The following is a 17,389-nucleotide window of genomic DNA, read 5'->3' as shown; positions in this document are numbered from 1 at the left end:
GTCATGCCATGATGCGCCCGTTCTCCGAATCGGGCCCATCATGCGCGTTTTCACCATTCCATCATCAGTGCCATTCCTGCGCACGCTGATTGCCGCGCTGGTAGATGGCACCCTCGTGCCGGGCTTCGAGGCACGCAGCGATCGCGCAAAACTCGCCACCGTCACGCTCTATCTCCCGACCCGCCGCGCCGGGCGCATGGCGCAGGAGGTGTTCCTCGATGTGCTCGGCGGCGACGCGGTGCTGCTGCCGCGCATCGTGCCGCTCGGCGATGTGGACGAGGAAGAACTCGCTTTCGCACATGCCGCAGCGCCTGACGCACTCGATCTGCCGGATGTGCCGGAAGCGCTCGATGGCTTGCAGCGCCGCTTACTGTTGGCGCAGCTGATCGGCGCCTGGGCAAAGCAGATCAGGCCCGAAGACACCACGCAGGCGCCACTGGTGGCTGGCGGCCCCGCCTCCATGCTCGCGCTCGGCGACGACCTCGCGCGGCTGATGGACGACATGGCGACGCGAAAAGTCGATTGGTCCAATCTCGACGCGCTGGTGCCCGATGCGCATGACCGATACTGGCAACTCACACTCGGCTTTCTCAAAATCGCGCGTGAGTGGTGGCCTGCCGAACTCATAGGCCGCGACCGCATCGAACCGGCGGTGCGGCGCGACCTGCTGATCGATGCGGAAGCCGCGCGGTTGAAGGCGCATACGGGTGGGCCGATCATCGCCGCCGGCTCCACCGGCTCGATGCCGACCACGGCGAAATTCCTGCATGCGGTGGCGCAACTCGCGCAGGGCGCCGTGGTGCTGCCAGGGCTCGACACCGATCTCGACGAAGCCTCATGGACGCTGATCGGCGGCCACCGCGACATGCTCGGTTTTGTCGAGGCTTCCGCATCCAACCATCCGCAATATGCGCTGCATGCGCTGCTGGAGCGCTTTGCAATCAAGCGCAGCGATGTGACCATCCTCGGCACGCCATCCCCGCACGGGCGTGAGTTGCTGGCCTCGGAAGCGATGCGGCCGTCCAATGCGACAGCGCAGTGGCACAAGCGGCTGAGCGATCCCGCGGTGGAGCAGAAGATCGCGGCCGGCATGACGAAACTCTCGGTCATCGCTGCCGCCAATCCCGAAATGGAAGCACTCGCCATCGCGATCGCGATGCGCGAGGCGCATGAACAGAAGAAATCCGCCGCACTGGTGACGCCCGACCGTGCATTGGCACGGCGCGTGATGGCGGCGCTGGGACGCTGGAATCTGCTGTTCGACGATTCCGGCGGCGATGCGCTGACCGAAACATCGGCCGGCATCTTTGCGAGGCTCGTGGCAGAGACTGCGGCCGAGCAACTGGAGCCCGCAACGCTGCTCGCGCTGCTGAAACATCCGCTGTTTCGTCTCGGCGCGCCCGCGCATGGCTGGAAAGACGCCATCGAGACGCTGGAGATCGCGCTGCTGCGCGGGACGCGACCGGCGCCGGGCACGATGGGGCTCAAGCAGGATTTTGCGCGGTTTCGCGAGGAGCTCGGCAAACTGCATCGCCGCGAGCCATCCATGGTGCATGGCGCCGAGCCGCGCGCAAAACTAAAGGGCGACGCGCTCGATCGTGTCGACGACCTGATCTCGGAATTGCAGAAGGCGCTCGCCCCGCTGGAGAGCATTCATCCGGTCCGGCCGATCGATTTCGCTGCGGTGGCGCAGCGCCATCGGCAGGCGATCGAACTGCTATCGACCGACGACAAAGGCGGCATCGTCGCGCTCGGCGGCCGCACCGGCGGCACTGCGCTGGCAAAGGCGTTCGACGATCTCTGCGTGAAGGAAACGCCGGAGGACGGCAGCGAGGATCGTCTCGTCCTCTCCGGCTTGACGCTGCAGCTCCGCGATTACCCCGAAGTATTCCAGACCGCCTTTGCCGATCGCATCGTGCGCCGGCCGGAAGTCGCCGATGCAAAACTGCGCATCTATGGCCAGCTCGAAGCGCGGCTTACGCAATCGGATCGCGTCATTCTCGGCGGCCTCGTCGAAGGCATCTGGCCGCCCTCGCCGCGCACCGATCCCTGGCTCAGCCGTCCCATGCGCAATCAGCTCGGCCTCGATCTGCCTGAGCGCCGCATCGGCCTCACCGCGCATGACTTCGTGCAATTGCTCGGCCATGACGAGGTGATCCTCAGCCATGCGGCGAAAGTCGGCGGCGCGCCGGCGGTGGCCTCGCGCTTCCTGCATCGCATGGAAGCCGTGGCCGGCGACGTGCGCTGGAAGGCGGCGAACAAGGCCGGCGAAAAATATGTGCTCTATGCCGAGATGCTGGATCAGCCGGACGAGGTCAAACCCGTCTCGCAGCCGGAGCCAAAACCGCCGCGCGACTCGCGACCGCTGCGCCTCTCCGTCACCGCCATCGAGACATGGCTGCGCGATCCCTATTCGATCTACGCGCGATATATTCTCGGCCTCGCGCCGCTCGAGCCCGTGGACATGCCACTCTCCGCCGCCGATCGCGGCTCGGCGATCCACAATGCGATCGGCGATTTCACGGTGGAACATAACAAGGCGCTGCCGGACGATCCCGCTGCCGCCCTGCGCGCCATCGGCAAGGTGCATTTCGATCCGCTGATGAACAGGCCCGAAGCGCAGGCGCTGTGGTGGCCGCGCTTCCTGCGTATCGCCTCATGGTTCGCCAATTGGGAAATCGAGCGCCGCATCAATGTGGCCAGCATCGATGCCGAGACGGATGGCCAGATCGACATCCCGCTCGATCACGGCCGCGTCTTCCGCCTCACCGCGCGCGCGGACCGCATCGAGCACCGCACCGACCGCACCTTTGCGCTGCTGGATTACAAGACCGGCAATCCGCCCACCGGCAAGCAGGTGCGCATGGGCTTGTCACCGCAGCTGACATTGGAAGCCGCCATCCTGCGCGAAGGTGGTTTCCGTGGCATCGCTGCAGGATCGTCGGTGAGCGAGCTCACTTATGTTCGCCTCAGCGGTAACAATCCGCCAGGCGAGGAAAGGCCGATCGAATTGCGCATCGAGCGCAAGGACGAGCCACAGCATCCCGACGATGCCGCCATCGAGGCGCGCGCAAAGCTGGAAGCGCTGATCCGCAAATTCGAGAATGAGGACACCGGCTATACATCGCTGGCGCTGTCCATGTGGTCGAACCGCTTCGGCGCCTACGACGATCTTGCCCGCATCAAGGAATGGTCCGCCAATGGCGGCGCGGGAGGCGAGGCATGAGCGGCCCGCGTGTAATCCCTGATGCAGCCACGGCCAAACAGAAGCTGGCGTCCGACCCGACCGCCTCGGTGTTCGTCTCGGCCAATGCCGGCTCGGGCAAGACCTATGTGCTGGTCAATCGCGTTATCCGCCTGCTGCTCAATGACGTGCAGCCGGAGAAAATCCTCTGCGTCACTTTCACCAAGGCCGCTGCCGCCAACATGGCGGAGCGCGTGTTCACACGGCTCGGCCACTGGGTCACGCTCAGCGACGCCGAACTCGACGCAGAAATCAGAAACGCAGGCGTAGCCACACCGAATGCGAAGCTGCGCGCCCGGGCGCGCGAGTTGTTTGCCTCTGCGCTGGAGACGCCGGGCGGGCTGAAGGTGCAGACCATCCACGCGCTGTGCACGCGGCTGCTGCAGCAGTTTCCATTCGAGGCGAATATCCCTGCCCGTTTCAGCGTGCTGGATGACCGCGACCAGAACGAGATGATGGAGCGCGCGTCGCTGGCGGTGCTGCTTGCGGCCGCGGCGGCGCCAAACAGCGCCGAAGGCCGCGCGCTGACTATTGCGATGACATCTGCGGCGGACGTCACCTTCCGCGACGTGGTGCGCGAGGCGAGCCTCAGCCGCGATCAGTTCCTGGCCTGGATCGCACGTGCCGGCTCCACCGAGGTGGCGATGGCGCAGCTTTGCGCGACGCTGGGTGTGTCATCGACCGACACGCGCGAGGCGATCGAGCTGGAGATCGTCGATGGTCCGCATTTGCCACGCAAGGAATGGATCGCGGTCGCCGAGATTCTCGGCACCGGCAGCAAGACCGATGGCGATCAGGCCACGCGGCTGCGCGATGCGCTGGTTCTCTCCGGCACCGAGCAGGTCGAGAAATATCTTGAACTGTTCCTGACCAAGGAACAGTCCCTCCGCAAATCGCTCGCGACCAAGAAGATCGTCGACAACTATCCCGGCGTCATCGCCACGCTTCAGCGTGAGGGCGATCGCATCATCACCCTGCTGGATCGCCGCCGCGGTGTTGCCATGCGCGAGCGCACGGAATCGCTGTTGGTGATCGCAAGCCAGGTGGCCGAAAACTATCGCCGCGAGAAGATCGAGCGCGGACTGCTGGATTACGACGACCTGATCGACCGCACGCTGACGCTGCTGGAATCCGGCGCGGCCGGCTGGGTGCATTACAAGCTCGACCGCGGCGTCGATCACGTGCTGATCGACGAGGCGCAGGATACGAGCCCGCGGCAATGGGACATCCTCACGCATCTGATCGCGGAATTCACCTCCGGCGAAGGCGCGCGCGACGGCGTCAAGCGCACCATTTTCGCGGTGGGCGACGAGAAGCAATCGATCTTCTCGTTCCAGGGCGCGGCGCCGCGCGAATTCGACGAGCGGCGGCGCGCATTGCAGTCGCGTTTCACTAAGGCCGGGCTGCAATTCGATCCGGTCGCCTTCACTTATTCGTTTCGCACCGGTGCCGCGATCCTGCAATCGGTCGATCATGTGTTTCGCGATGAGGCGATCTATCGCAGCATCCACAATGAGAGCGCCTATCCACAGCATGAATCGCTGGACGATGCCGGCCCGAGCCTGATCGACCTGTGGGAGCTGGAACAGCCGGACGAGCGCCCCAGCATCGAAGGCTGGGATGCGCCGTTCGACAAGCGCTCCGAGACCAGCCCGGAAGTGAAGCTGGCGCGGCGCGTGCAGGCCGAGATCAAGGAGCTGATCGCAGCCAAGACGGAGACCGGACCGCTCGGCAAAAGGCGACGGCTGTCTTACGGCGACATGCTGATCCTGGTGCGGCGGCGTGGCGCGGCGTTCGATGCCATCATCCAGGCGCTGAAACATGCCGGCGTGCCCGTGGCCGGCGCCGACCGGCTGAAGCTCACCGAACATATCGCCATCATTGATCTGATGAATCTCGCGGACGCACTGCTGCTGCCGCAAGACGATCTGGCGCTCGCCACGGTGCTGAAGAGCCCGCTGTTCGGGCTTGATGACGACGATCTCTACACCATCGCATGGGAGCGAACGGGATCGCTGCGCGACGCGCTCGGCGTGAAGGCCGCAAGCGATGCGAAGCTGAACAATGCGCTGACGCGGCTGATCGCCTGTGAACGGCGTTTTGCCAGCGAGACGCCATTCGCCTTCTATGCGTGGCTGCTCGGCGGTGATGGCGGGCGGGCGCGCATCCTGAAGCGCCTCGGCTTCGAGGCCAATGATGCGCTCGACGAGTTCCTCGAACTCGCGCTCGGCTATGAACGCAAGGCGCCGGCCTCGTTGCAGGGCTTTGTCGCCTGGCTGCGCGCAGCGGACACCGAAGTGAAGCGCGACATGGAGATCACCCGCGACGAGGTGCGGGTGATGACGGTACATGGCGCCAAGGGCCTCGAGGCGCCCGTGGTGTTCATGATCGACACCACGTCATCGCCATCGGATTCGCAGCGGATGAACCTGATCCATGTGCCGCAGGGCAATGCCGCGCCGGGTCCATCCGGCGTGGTGGTGTGGGCCGGCAAGAAGAGCGACGATCCGGAAGCCGTGGCGCTGGCGCGCGCGGCCATGATCCAGGACACCGAGGACGAGTATCGGCGGCTGCTCTATGTGGCGATGACACGCGCGGCGGACCGGCTGATCGTCGGCGGCTGCATGCCCGGCAACCGCAACGCTGTGCGCGAGCACTCCTGGTATGACCTGATCCAGAAAGGGCTGGAGAATTCCGGCCTGCACATGCAGCAGGTGCCGCCGCCGGATGGCACGGTGAAGCGCTACACCAAGCCGGGCGAGCCTGTGCCGGCGCTGAGCGCTGCGGCGACCGTGGCGACGGCTGCGCCGGTTGAACTGCCCGCCTGGCTGCACGGCACGATCGGCGACCAACCCCGGCGCGAGAGCCTGCTGCGGCCTTCGGACGCCGAGGATGATGACCGCTTCACCGCTCTGCCTGGCGAAGCCGAGCGGCAGCGCAAGATGGCCATGCAGCGCGGCACGCTCGTGCATCGGCTGCTGCAATCGCTGCCGGACGTTGCCGCCGACAAGCGCCGCGATACGGCGATGGGTTTCCTCAACCGCAAGGCGGAGCAGAAGGACGGCTGGACCGACATCGAGCGGGGCACGCTGGCGAAACAGGTGCTGACGCTGCTGGCAGAACCCGGCCTCGCCGCGCTGTTCGCGCCGGGCAGCCGGGCGGAAGTGGCGGTGGCCGGGCGGCTGAGCCGGCTGGACGGCTCGACCTTCCTCGTGTCCGGCCAGATCGACCGGCTGGTGGTGACACCGACGGAGGTGCGGATCGTCGATTACAAGACCAACCACAACCCGCCGCGCAAGCTGGTGGCGGCGCCAAAGGCCTATATCCGGCAGCTCGCGCTGTATCGCGGGGTGCTGGCCAAGCTTTATCCGGACAGGCCGGTGCGCGCGGCGCTGCTCTGGACGGAAACCATTGAGATGATGGAGATTTCCAGCGCCGCGCTGGACGCGGAGCTGGCCGCCATCATCGCTGCGTGAGCATGCCTTGACCCGGCAAGGGGCGTTCATAGGTTGGATGCATCATTCCGGCGCGCGATTCCAATCCGCGCCTTTCATTGGACAGAACGAGGAATAAGACCATGGGTGTTGGCAAGGTTTCAGACGCCGATTTCGAAACCGCAGTGCTCGGCGCGACGGGCCCGGTGGTCGTCGATTTCTGGGCCGAATGGTGCGGCCCCTGCCGCATGATTGCGCCGGCCCTCGACGAGATCTCCGCCGCCATGGGCGAGAAGGTCACCATCGTGAAGCTGAATGTCGACGAGAATCCTAAGACCGCTTCGAAATATGGCGTGATGTCGATCCCGACGCTGATGATCTTCAAGGGCGGCGAAATGGCCTCCCGCCAGGTCGGCGCCGCCCCGAAGGCGAAGCTGCAGCAGTGGATTTCGTCGGCGGTGTAAGCCACGGGTGATATGAGTTTGAAGAACGGCCGGTGAGGTGACTCGCCGGCCGTTTTTATTTGCGGTTTTAACCCCGCTTGTCGTCACCCGGCTTGACCGGGTGACCCAGTAAACTCAGTCACAGCGATGTGTACTGGGTTGCCCGGTCAAGCCGGGCAACGACAGACGGGTATGGACTACCTGATCCACCCCGTCGCCAGCGCATTCGCCCATTCCGCGCGCTCATTCTTGCGCGCCAGCGCGGCCATCTTCTCGTGATCATACGGCACCTGCCGAAACGTCACGTCCCAGCGCCCGTCCCGCTTTTCAACGATCGCATAGCACGCATCGGGCGTGCCGACTTCGAGCGCATGCGGATATGGCACGACATCGCGGTAGCCGGGGCCGCCGACGCTGCCGGGATTGACGATCATGCGACCATCGCGAAGGCGAATCGAGCGCGCGATATGCGTGTGCGCGCAGAGGATCAGCGATTGCGGGATGCCCGCCGCTTTCGCCTCGATGTCCTCGATCGCAGCCATATGCACCACGCCCTCTGGTGTTACGGCTTCCATCCAGTAGGTGTTGTCGTCATCCGGCGTGGCGTGCACGCAATAGACCTCATCGCGATAGATCGCGCTGTGGGGCAATGCGCGCAGCCAGTCCATCTGCGCCGGTGTGAGTTGACTGTGCGCGAGACGATCCGACGGATACATCTCGTCCAACGTCCAGTCGGTGACATAACGATCGTGATTGCCGCGCACGCAGACGGCATTCATGCCCATCATGAGCTCGACCGTGCGATGGGCGTCCATCGGGCCGGAGACCATGTCGCCGAGATTGACGATTTCGGTGACGCCCTGCCTTTTGATGTCAGCAAGCACGGCTTCGAGGGCGAGATAGTTGCCATGAACATCGGCAAGAACAGCGAAACGCATTTTGCCTTCTCCCAAAGATAGTTGGGAACACTACATGCATGGAGCGTGCCGTGGAGCGAGAAATCGTAGCCTGCATGGAGCGCAGCGCAACGCAGGGACCGGCAGCATGTTGAAGCGCCGGTCTCCGGATTGCGCTTCGCTCCATCCGGGCTACGGGAGCTACACCGGCAGCGTGCCGTTCTCCGCAAGCACATGGCCGGCGAGATAGAGCGAGCCTGATATCAGCACGCGTGGCGGCACTTCATAGGCCAGCCGCCGCAGCGACTGCAGCGCGGCGCTGGCGCTCTCCGCCGTCTCCACACGCATGCCGAGCGCGCGGCCGGCATCGACGAGTTTTTCAACCGGCATGACACCCGCGCGATCAGGAATCGGCACTGCGATGATGTGGCGCGTGAGACCCGCGAAATTGGCGAGAAAGCCAGTCGCATCCTTGTTGCCCATCATGCCGACGATCACCACGAGGGGTCGCGGCACGCGCTCTTCGAGATCACCGAGCGCTTCGGCAATGACGCGCCCGCCTTCGGCATTGTGGCCCCCATCGAGCCAGAGCTCGGACTCATCGGGTGCGAGTGATAGCAGTTTGCCGGAGGTGAGCCGCTGCATGCGCGCGGGCCACTCGGCGCTGGCAACGCCGTGCTCATAGACCGCGGGATCGAACTTGAATTGCGGGAGTGCACGCAATGTCGCGATGGCAAGACCGGCATTGCCGAACTGATGATGCCCGAACAGACGCGGCGCGGCGAGATCCATCAACCCGCGATCGTCCTGGTAGACGAGACGGCCACGCTCGACGCTGATGTGCCATTCCTGTCCGGCGCTGTGGGTTGGTGCATGTTGCCTGCGCGCTTCGCCTTCGAGAACGGCGGCCACGTCGGGGATTTGTTCGGCGATGATCACTGGCGCGCGGCGCTTGATGATGCCGGCTTTTTCCGCTGCGATCTTCGCGATGGTGTCGCCCAGAAAATCCGTGTGATCGATAGCGATGGGCGTGATGACGGAGGCGATCGGCGCCTCGATCACATTGGTGGCATCGAGCCGGCCGCCGAGGCCGACTTCGAGCAACAGCACATCGGCAGGATGGCTGGCGAAGATGTGGAACGCCACCGCCGTCTCCGCCTCGAACAGCGTGATCGGCGCGCCGGCATTGACGGCTTCCACATAGGCGAAGGCATCGCGGAGGTCGTCATCGCTCACCAGCATGCCGCCGAGACGGATGCTCTCATTCATGCGGACGAGATGCGGCGAGGTATAGACGTGAACGCCCAGGCCGGCGGCCTCAAGGATCGCGCGCAGATACGCGATGGTCGAGCCCTTGCCATTGGTGCCGGCGACATGGATCACCGGCGGCAATCGGCGCTCGGGATTGCCGAGCTGCGCCATCAGGCGCTGCATCCGCTCCAGCGACAGGTCGATCGTGTTCGGATGCAACGACGACAGTCGCGCCAAAATCTCGCCAAGCGGCGACGATGTCGGCGCGGTCTGGCTCACGCTTGCGGGGCCGGCACCGCGTCGGGCGCCACGGCGATCTGCTCGGGCAGCACGCGCGGAGCTGCTTCCTGAGCCGGTGCCTTCATCAGCAGGCGGCAGAGGCGCGCCAGGGTCGGCTTCAGATCATGGCGATGCACGACCATGTCCACCATGCCGTGATCGCGCAGATATTCGGCGCGCTGGAAACCTTCGGGCAGCTTCTCACGGATGGTCTGTTCGATGACGCGGGCGCCGGCAAAACCGATCAGCGCGCCGGGCTCGGCGATCTGGATGTCACCGAGCATCGCATAGGACGCGGTGACGCCACCGGTGGTCGGATTGGTGAGCACGACGATGTAAGGCAGCTTGGCTTCGCGCAGCATCTGCACGCCCACGGTGGTGCGCGGCAGCTGCATCAGCGACAGAATGCCTTCCTGCATACGCGCGCCGCCGGAGGCCGCGAAGACGATAAAGGGCGATTTCTTTTCGACCGCGAGTTCGAGGCCGCGGACCAGCGCTTCGCCGGCAGCCATGCCGAGCGAGCCACCCATAAAATCGAAGTCCTGCACGGCCACCACGGTGCCCATGCCTTCCATCTTGCCGTAACCGACCTTCACGGAATCGACCATGCCGGTCTTGGTGCGGGCATCCTTGATGCGATCGACATATTTGCGCTCGTCGCGAAACTTGAGCGGATCGGCGACCACGTCGGGCAGCGCCACGTCGTACCAGGTCTCGTTGTCGAACACCGACTTCAGGCGCGCGGTGGCGCCCATGCGCATGTGATAGTTCGAGCCGGGAATGACGAACTGGTTGCTCTCGACGTCCTTGTAGAACACGAGCTGGCCGGTATCCGGACATTTGATCCAGAGATTCTCCGGCGTCTCGCGCCGCAGAATGTTGCGGATTTTCGGACGGACGACATTGGTGAGCCAGTTCATATCAGTCTCCGCGTCGCGTGGATCGAGCGTCGCATTTGGTATTCATATGGCGGCCCGGGCCATGCCCGGCAACCGCGGTTCGTCCCCAATACGGGGAAATTCAGCTTATTCTGCGGCCTGTTTTGCGCCGCGGACGCCTGCGGCCAGCGCTGCAGTGAGGTCTGCGACGGCAGACACCGTCTTTGCCGTCGCCTTGCCGTCCGCGTCCAGCGAGCCCTTGAGGGCGTCGATCAGCGCCGTACCGACCACTGCGCCATTGGCATGGCTGGCGATCGCCTTCGCGGCTTCCGGGGTGCGAATACCGAAGCCGACGCAGACCGGCAGCTTGGTATGGCGCTTGATGCGCGCCACCGCAGTGCCGACCACGGATGCATCGGCAGCGGCCGCGCCAGTGATGCCGGTGACGGAGACGTAATAGACAAAGCCCGAGGTGTTCGCGAGCACGGCCGGCAAGCGCTTGTCGTCCGTGGTCGGCGTCGCGAGGCGGATGAAGTTGAGACCGGCCTTCATCGCGGGGATGCAGAGCTCGTTGTCTTCTTCCGGCGGCAAATCGACGATGATCAGACCATCGACGCCGGCTTCCTTGGCATCGGGCAGGAACTTGTCGACGCCGTAGATATAGATCGGATTGTAGTAGCCCATCAGCACGATGGGCGTCTTGTCGTCGGTCTTGCGGAAGTCGCGCACCAGCTGCAGCGTCTTGCGCAGCGTCATGCCGGCCTGCAGCGCGCGCAAGCCCGCCGCCTGGATCGATGGGCCATCGGCCATCGGATCGGTGAAGGGCATGCCGAGCTCGATGATATCGGCACCAGCCTTCGGCAGCGCCTTGACGATCTCCAGCGCGGTCGCGAGATCGGGATCGCCGGCCATGACGAAAGTCACAAAAGCCGAACGGCCTTCGGCTTTGAGTTCGGCGAAACGGGTATCGATGCGGGTGGTCACGACTGGCGGCCCTTCAAAATATCACCCACCTGCGGGACGTCCTTGTCGCCGCGGCCGGAGAGGTTGACGACCATCAGGTGATCCTTCGGCAGTTTTGGCGCGAGTTCACTGACCTTGGCCAAGGCATGCGCCGGCTCGAGTGCCGGGATGATGCCTTCGAGTTTCGACAGCAGCTGGAATGCCGCCAATGCTTCCTCGTCCGTCGCGGAGAGATATTTCACACGACCGATGGAATGCAGCCAGGAATGCTCCGGGCCGATGCCGGGATAATCGAGACCAGCCGAGATCGAATGGCCTTCCTGGATCTGGCCGTCTTCATCCATCAAGAGATAGGTGCGGTTGCCATGCAGCACGCCGGGACGACCGCCCGCGATCGACGCGGCATGCAGGCCGGTGAGGCCGTGGCCGGCGGCTTCGACACCGTAGATATCGACGGACGTGTCATCAAGGAACGGATGAAACAGGCCCATCGCATTGGAGCCGCCGCCGATGCAGGCGATCAGCGAATCCGGCAGGCGGCCTTCGATCTCCTGCATCTGAACCTTGGTCTCGTCGCCGATGATCGACTGGAAGTCGCGCACCATCATCGGATAGGGATGCGGGCCGGCGACGGTGCCGATGCAATAGAACGTGTTGTGCACATTGGTCACCCAATCGCGCATCGCCTCGTTCATGGCGTCCTTCAGCGTGCGCGCACCGACCTGCACCGGCACCACCTTGGCGCCGAGCATTTCCATGCGGATCACATTGGGTTGCTGCCGTTCGACGTCCACCGCGCCCATATAGACGATGCATTCCAGGCCGAAGCGCGCGCAGAGCGTCGCCGTCGCCACGCCATGCTGGCCGGCGCCGGTTTCGGCGATGATGCGCTTCTTGCCCATGCGGCGCGCGACCATGATCTGGCCGAGCACATTGTTGACCTTGTGCGAACCGGTGTGGTTGAGCTCTTCGCGCTTCAGATAGATTTTTGCGCCACCAAGATGCTCGGTGAGGCGCTCCGCCAGATACAGCGGCGACGGGCGGCCGACATAGGCCTTGAGATAACCGTCCATCTCCTTGCGGAAGGCAGGATCGGCCTTCGCATCTTCATAGGCCTTCTGCAGATCGAGGATTAGCGGCATCAGGGTTTCGGCGACGAAGCGACCGCCGAAGATGCCGAAATGGCCGGTCTCGTCGGGGCCGGTCCGATAGGAGTTTGGGATGGCAGTTGTCATCAGGTCGCCAGCTCTTCCGTTGCGCGCGCGGCGCGGATGAAATTGCGGATCATGTCGGGATCCTTGATGCCCGGCGCGCTTTCCACGCCGGACGAAATATCGACACCGCCGGCGCGCGTGATCCGCACGGCTTCAGCGACATTCTCTTCGTTCAAACCACCCGACACCATGAAGGGCAATTTGAGATCGAGCCCTTCGAGCAAGTGCCAGTCAAAGACTGCACCGAGGCCACCCGGTCGCGTCGCATCCTTCGGGGCCTTCGCGTCGAACAGAATGCGATCGCAGACAGCGGCATAGCCGGGGAGCGCTGCGAGATCGGCTGCGGTCTCGACGGCGATGGCCTTCATCACCGGCAGGCCGAATTTCTGCTTGATGTCCCGAATGCGCGCGACACTTTCCTTGCCATGCAGCTGCAGGATCTGCGGACGCAGCGCCTCGATGCTGTTGGCGAGCAGCGCATCGTCGGCATCCACCGAGAGCGCGACCTTCACGGCCTTCTTGACCTGACGGCCGAGCTTCTCGGCGACATCGAGCGAGACGTGACGGGGCGACGGCGGGAAGAACACGAAGCCGACCATATCGGCGCCAGCGACCAGAGCCGCATCGAGCGTCTCCGGCGTGGACAGGCCGCAAATTTTGACGGTCAGGGGCATGCTCTCAAAAGCCGCTGCGAACGGGAAAAGATGAAACGGTCAGGCCGGCGCCGGCAATGGCGCGCAACCGGGCGGGTTCTACAACGTCGCGCCGGCCTTGTCTCGCTCGCCCGCGGCATAACCGGGTCCAGACAGGGCCAGGGGCGCCCTCTGGGCCGCATTGCGCGTGGTGGCGACTTCGGCCCGCAGATCGGCCAGTTCGGACTTCGCGCGGCGCGCATCGGCCTCATGCTGGCGGGCGGCGCGGCGCCAGTGGCGCTGCCGGATCCAGGTGGCGATGCCACCCGCGAACACGCCGAGAATGGCGACCACGATCAGGACGACGAAGAGCGGCAGCGTCGCACCGATCGAGGGATCGCTGCTGTTGAAAGGATCGAACGAGACCGTCACCAGGTGACGATTGGCGACGGCAAAGACGACCAGGAGAATGGCAAGGGGAATGACGACCAGAGCCGTGAGGAATTTGCGCATCGACATCTCTCACGTAACAGTGAAGCAGAACCGAGGCGAAGCAGTAACGGGACCGCCCCAGTCATCGCGGCAACTCATCCGAAGATCGCGGAACCCGCTTACAATTCGCTGGCTTACGACGCGCTGGCTTCCGAGGCCTGAGCCGGCTCCGGCGCAGACGGATCGCGGTTCAGCCGCTCGCGCATTTCCTTGCCGGTCTTGAAGAACGGAACGCTCTTCTGATCGACCGGGACATGCTCGCCGGTGCGCGGATTGCGTCCCGCACGTGCAGGACGATGCTTCACGGAGAAAGCGCCAAAACCGCGCAGCTCGACACGATCACCGCGCGCGAGCGCTGCGACGATTTCGTCGAGGATCGCATTCACGATGTTCTCCACATCCCGCTGGTACAGATGCGGGTTGTGTTCAGCAATGCGTTGGACGAGTTCGGATTTGATCATCGAGACGTTGGGTTCTGAATTGGAGGATGCATTTCCGTGAAAAAGCCTTGAGCTGTCAAGTCGCTAAATGACTGATGACGGCCCGGAAAGTGCGTGACAATCGCTCTAAAAGACGCTTGGCCGCATCCCCGCAGCGCAGAGCGGCGGGTTGCGACCTCTTGGCGCGACATCTTCTGGATTCAATCTCAGTTCAGCGAGACCGGACGCCATAGCGCCAGCATCCCGTCCAGGCCCATACCATCGATGGCTTGCGCAAAGCCGCCCTGCTCCACCTGGCGCGCGATGGAGGACAGACCCACTGCATTCAGCGTGATCGACGTCGCCGCGCGCAGGAATGTAAGGTCACCCAATTTCGGCGACAGCTTGTAGTCCCGCACCGGCAGGTCGCTCTTGATCTTCTTTTCAGCCACCAGCCAGGCCACCGCGGTTTTCTCGTCGCCGACCTGATCGATCAGCTTGAGGCCGATCGCCTGACGGCCGGTGAAAACGCGGCCATCGGCCACTTTCTCGATCTGCGCTTCATCCATGGCGCGGCGGTTCTGCACGAGGCCGCGGAACCAGGTGTAGTTATCCTTGATCAGCGCCTCCAGCGCGGCACGTGCTTCCGGCGAGGGCTCGTCGATGCCGTTCGGCGCGGCCTTCAGCGGCGAGGATTTCACTTCCTCAAGCCTCACGCCGACAGTCTTCATCAAGCCGCTGAGCACGGGAAACTGCACCAGCACGCCGATGGAGCCGACCATCGAGGTCTGCCGCGCGACGATCTGGTCGGAAGCGAGAGCGGCGATATAGGCGCCGGAGGCGGCGACACCTTCGACCATCACGATCATCGGCTTCTTCGCCTTCAGGCGGACCAGCGCATCGTAAAGCTGCTCGGAACCGGCGACGGTGCCGCCAGGCGAATTGATCTGCACGATGACCGCGGCAGCCGACGACTTCTCCAATCGCTCCAGCGCCTCGATGCGCTCGTTGTTGCTTTGGATCAGCCCCTCGATCTTGATGCGGGCGATGGCGCCGGACGATGTCTGCGTGCCCGAGCGCGTCGCATAGAGGCCGCCGGCGACGATGGCGACCACGGCGACCAGCACCGCGATTGTCCGCCAAAAGGTCAGCTTGCGACGCAGCCTGCGGCGATCGACGATCACATCGGAATCAAGCGACATGCGGGGCTCCTGAACATCAGCGGGGCTGCATCTGTCGTCTGCGCAGCCTTTACTTGGGGTTTCTGGATTACCTCAATTGCGAGGCAATATGAAGAAAACAAGGTGACGCGTAGCCCGGATGGAGCGAAGCGCAATCCGGGGACCGGCGTTTCAACCAACTCGACATCCCCGCATTACGCTGCGCTTCATGCGGGCTACGGCCTGAGCCCAAACAAAAAGGGCCCCGGCAATGCCGGAGCCCCGATTTGTTGCACAGGTAAGTCGAAACTTACTTGTCGCCGCCCTGCTTGAGGGCCTTGCCGAGGATGTCACCCAGGGTCGCGCCCGAATCGGACGAACCATACTGTGCGATCGCTTCCTTCTCTTCGGCCACTTCGAGCGCTTTGATCGACACCTGGACCTTGCGGGCCTTCTTGTCGAACTGGATCACGCGGGCATCGACCTTCTCGCCAACGGCGAAACGCTCAGCGCGCTGGTCGTTGCGGTCACGCGCGAGTTCCGAGCGCTTGATGAAGGTGGTGAAGTCGGTGCCGGCGATCTGGACGTCGATACCCGAGTCCTTCACGTCGATGACTTCGCAGGTCACGACAGCGCCCTTCTTGACGTCGCCCGGCTCTGCGAAGGGGTCGCCTTCGAGCTGCTTGACGCCAAGCGAGATGCGCTCCTTCTCGACATCCACATCGAGGACGATGGCCTTGACCATGTCGCCCTTCTTGAAGTTGTCGATGACCTGTTCACCCGGCTGCTTCCAGTCGAGATCCGACAGATGGACCATGCCGTCCACGTCGCCATCGAGACCCAGGAACAGACCGAATTCGGTCTTGTTCTTGACTTCGCCTTCGACGGTGGCGCCGACCGGGAACTTCTCGACGAACACTTCCCACGGATTGCGCATGGTCTGCTTGAGACCGAGCGAAATACGACGCTTGACGCTGTCGACTTCGAGCACCTGCACTTCGACTTCCTGCGAGGTCGAAACGATCTTGCCGGGGTGCATGTTCTTCTTGGTCCACGACATTTCCGAGACGTGGATCAGGCCTTCGATGCCCGGCTCCAGTTCGACGAATGCGCCGTAGTCGGTGATGTTGGTGACGCGACCCGAGAAACGTGCGTTCAGCGGGTACTTCGCCTCGATGCCCTGCCACGGATCGTCGAGCAGCTGCTTCATGCCGAGCGAGATACGGTGGGTCTCGTGGTTGATCTTGATGATCTTGACCTTGACCGTCTGACCGATGGTGAGCACTTCGGTCGGATGGTTGACGCGACGCCATGCGATGTCGGTGACGTGCAGCAGGCCGTCGATGCCGCCGAGGTCAACGAACGCACCGTAATCGGTGATGTTCTTGACGACGCCGTCAATGACCTGACCCTCTTCGAGGTTCTGGACGAGTTCCTGGCGCTGTTCGGCGCGGGTCTCTTCGAGAACGGTACGACGCGACACGACGATATTGCCGCGGCGACGGTCCATCTTGAGGATCTGGAACGGCTGCGAGTTGTTCATCAGCGGAGCAACGTCGCGGATCGGACGGATGTCGACCTGCGAGCGCGGCAGGAAGGCCACGGCGCCGTCGAGATCGACGGTGAAGCCACCCTTAACCTGGTTGAAGATAACGCCGTTGACCTTCTCGTTGGCGTTGAACGCCTTTTCGAGCTTGCCCCAGCTTTCTTCACGGCGGGCCTTGTCACGCGACAGCACGGCTTCGCCGAGCGCGTTTTCGATCCGGTCGAGGAACACCTCAACTTCGTCGCCGACCTTCAATTCGCTATCACGGCCCGGGCCGGCGAATTCGCGCAGCGCCACACGGCCTTCGGTCTTCAGGCCGACGTCGATGACGGCCATGTCCTTTTCAATCGCAACCACACGGCCCTTGATGACCGAGCTTTCCTGAAGGTTGCCGCCCGAGAAGGACTCGTCGAGCATCGCGGCGAAATCGTCACGCGAGGGATTGTAGGAATCAATCGAAGCCATTTGTTCTCCAGATGCGGTATCTTGCCGGCCGTTCGGGTTAAGGGGCGCAACGAGAGCAAAGGGCCAAAGGTCC

The 17,389-nt window shown here is 63.7% G+C and carries 13 protein-coding genes; 3 read left to right on the top strand and 10 right to left on the bottom strand.

Going from position 1 to position 17,389, the window contains the following annotated elements:
- Window positions 1-40 precede the first annotated feature (40 nt).
- The 3 genes from addB to trxA all read left to right on the top strand — a co-directional run bounded on the left by addB (window position 41) and on the right by trxA (window position 7,142).
- Window positions 41-3,226: a double-strand break repair protein AddB gene (addB, locus tag RPMA_RS01585; protein ID WP_211911190.1), complete on the top strand. Its 3,186-nt coding sequence runs from the start codon at window positions 41-43 to the stop codon at window positions 3,224-3,226.
- The gene (addA, locus tag RPMA_RS01580; RefSeq protein ID WP_211911189.1) at window positions 3,223-6,720 is read left to right on the top strand and encodes a double-strand break repair helicase AddA; all 3,498 of its coding nucleotides are present in this window, start codon (window positions 3,223-3,225) and stop codon (window positions 6,718-6,720) included. Before addB ends, addA begins: the two co-directional genes overlap by 4 nt.
- A 101-nt stretch (window positions 6,721-6,821) precedes the next feature.
- On the top strand, window positions 6,822-7,142 hold the full coding sequence (trxA, locus tag RPMA_RS01575; RefSeq protein WP_211911188.1) for a thioredoxin: 321 nt from the start codon (window positions 6,822-6,824) through the stop codon (window positions 7,140-7,142).
- 176 nt (window positions 7,143-7,318) lie between these two features.
- Here trxA and RPMA_RS01570 read toward each other — a convergent pair whose 3' ends face one another.
- From RPMA_RS01570 to rpsA, 10 genes are all read right to left on the bottom strand, one after another.
- A complete protein-coding gene (locus tag RPMA_RS01570) occupies window positions 7,319-8,059 on the bottom strand; it encodes a metallophosphoesterase family protein (protein ID WP_211911187.1) in 741 nt (246 codons plus the stop codon).
- A 159-nt stretch (window positions 8,060-8,218) separates the two neighbouring features.
- Complete coding sequence (locus RPMA_RS01565; protein WP_249225510.1) at window positions 8,219-9,547, bottom strand: bifunctional folylpolyglutamate synthase/dihydrofolate synthase; 1,329 nt, start codon at window positions 9,545-9,547, stop codon at window positions 8,219-8,221.
- The gene (gene accD / locus RPMA_RS01560) at window positions 9,544-10,467 is read right to left on the bottom strand and encodes an acetyl-CoA carboxylase, carboxyltransferase subunit beta (RefSeq protein WP_211911186.1); all 924 of its coding nucleotides are present in this window, start codon (window positions 10,465-10,467) and stop codon (window positions 9,544-9,546) included. Before accD ends, RPMA_RS01565 begins: the two co-directional genes overlap by 4 nt.
- A gap of 105 nt (window positions 10,468-10,572) precedes the next feature.
- A complete protein-coding gene (gene trpA / locus RPMA_RS01555; RefSeq protein WP_211911185.1) occupies window positions 10,573-11,409 on the bottom strand; it encodes a tryptophan synthase subunit alpha in 837 nt (278 codons plus the stop codon).
- The gene (gene trpB / locus RPMA_RS01550) at window positions 11,406-12,623 is read right to left on the bottom strand and encodes a tryptophan synthase subunit beta (protein WP_211911184.1); all 1,218 of its coding nucleotides are present in this window, start codon (window positions 12,621-12,623) and stop codon (window positions 11,406-11,408) included. The genes trpA and trpB overlap by 4 nt, the downstream gene beginning before the upstream one ends.
- Window positions 12,623-13,276 (bottom strand): phosphoribosylanthranilate isomerase, encoded by a 654-nt coding sequence (locus RPMA_RS01545; RefSeq protein ID WP_211911183.1) that lies wholly within the window; start codon window positions 13,274-13,276, stop codon window positions 12,623-12,625. Before RPMA_RS01545 ends, trpB begins: the two co-directional genes overlap by 1 nt.
- Before the next feature lie 78 nt (window positions 13,277-13,354).
- On the bottom strand, window positions 13,355-13,747 hold the full coding sequence (locus RPMA_RS01540) for a LapA family protein (protein ID WP_211911182.1): 393 nt from the start codon (window positions 13,745-13,747) through the stop codon (window positions 13,355-13,357).
- 113 nt (window positions 13,748-13,860) lie between these two features.
- Window positions 13,861-14,187 carry an integration host factor subunit beta gene (locus tag RPMA_RS01535; RefSeq protein WP_211911181.1) on the bottom strand — a complete coding sequence of 109 codons (327 nt, stop codon included), beginning with the start codon at window positions 14,185-14,187 and terminating at the stop codon, window positions 13,861-13,863.
- 185 nt (window positions 14,188-14,372) lie between these two features.
- On the bottom strand, window positions 14,373-15,347 hold the full coding sequence (gene sppA, locus RPMA_RS01530) for a signal peptide peptidase SppA (protein ID WP_211911180.1): 975 nt from the start codon (window positions 15,345-15,347) through the stop codon (window positions 14,373-14,375).
- 268 nt (window positions 15,348-15,615) lie between these two features.
- Complete coding sequence (gene rpsA, locus RPMA_RS01525; protein ID WP_211911179.1) at window positions 15,616-17,316, bottom strand: 30S ribosomal protein S1; 1,701 nt, start codon at window positions 17,314-17,316, stop codon at window positions 15,616-15,618.
- Between the last annotated feature and the right edge of the window lie 73 nt (window positions 17,317-17,389).

Origin of the sequence: Tardiphaga alba (assembly GCF_018279705.1) — a bacterium.
Taxonomy (GTDB): domain Bacteria; phylum Pseudomonadota; class Alphaproteobacteria; order Rhizobiales; family Xanthobacteraceae; genus Tardiphaga; species Tardiphaga alba.
This window is presented reverse-complemented; position numbering and strand designations above follow the sequence as displayed.

Coding starts and splice junctions, on each gene's coding strand:
- addB (WP_211911190.1), top strand. CDS start 41: ATGCGCGTTTTCACCATTCCATCATCAGTGCCATTCCTGCGCACGCTG.
- addA (WP_211911189.1), top strand. CDS start 3,223: ATGAGCGGCCCGCGTGTAATCCCTGATGCAGCCACGGCCAAACAGAAG.
- trxA (WP_211911188.1), top strand. CDS start 6,822: ATGGGTGTTGGCAAGGTTTCAGACGCCGATTTCGAAACCGCAGTGCTC.
- RPMA_RS01570 (WP_211911187.1), bottom strand. CDS start 8,059: ATGCGTTTCGCTGTTCTTGCCGATGTTCATGGCAACTATCTCGCCCTC.
- accD (WP_211911186.1), bottom strand. CDS start 10,467: ATGAACTGGCTCACCAATGTCGTCCGTCCGAAAATCCGCAACATTCTG.
- trpB (WP_211911184.1), bottom strand. CDS start 12,623: ATGACAACTGCCATCCCAAACTCCTATCGGACCGGCCCCGACGAGACC.
- RPMA_RS01545 (WP_211911183.1), bottom strand. CDS start 13,276: ATGCCCCTGACCGTCAAAATTTGCGGCCTGTCCACGCCGGAGACGCTC.
- RPMA_RS01540 (WP_211911182.1), bottom strand. CDS start 13,747: ATGCGCAAATTCCTCACGGCTCTGGTCGTCATTCCCCTTGCCATTCTC.
- RPMA_RS01535 (WP_211911181.1), bottom strand. CDS start 14,187: ATGATCAAATCCGAACTCGTCCAACGCATTGCTGAACACAACCCGCAT.
- sppA (WP_211911180.1), bottom strand. CDS start 15,347: ATGTCGCTTGATTCCGATGTGATCGTCGATCGCCGCAGGCTGCGTCGC.
- rpsA (WP_211911179.1), bottom strand. CDS start 17,316: ATGGCTTCGATTGATTCCTACAATCCCTCGCGTGACGATTTCGCCGCG.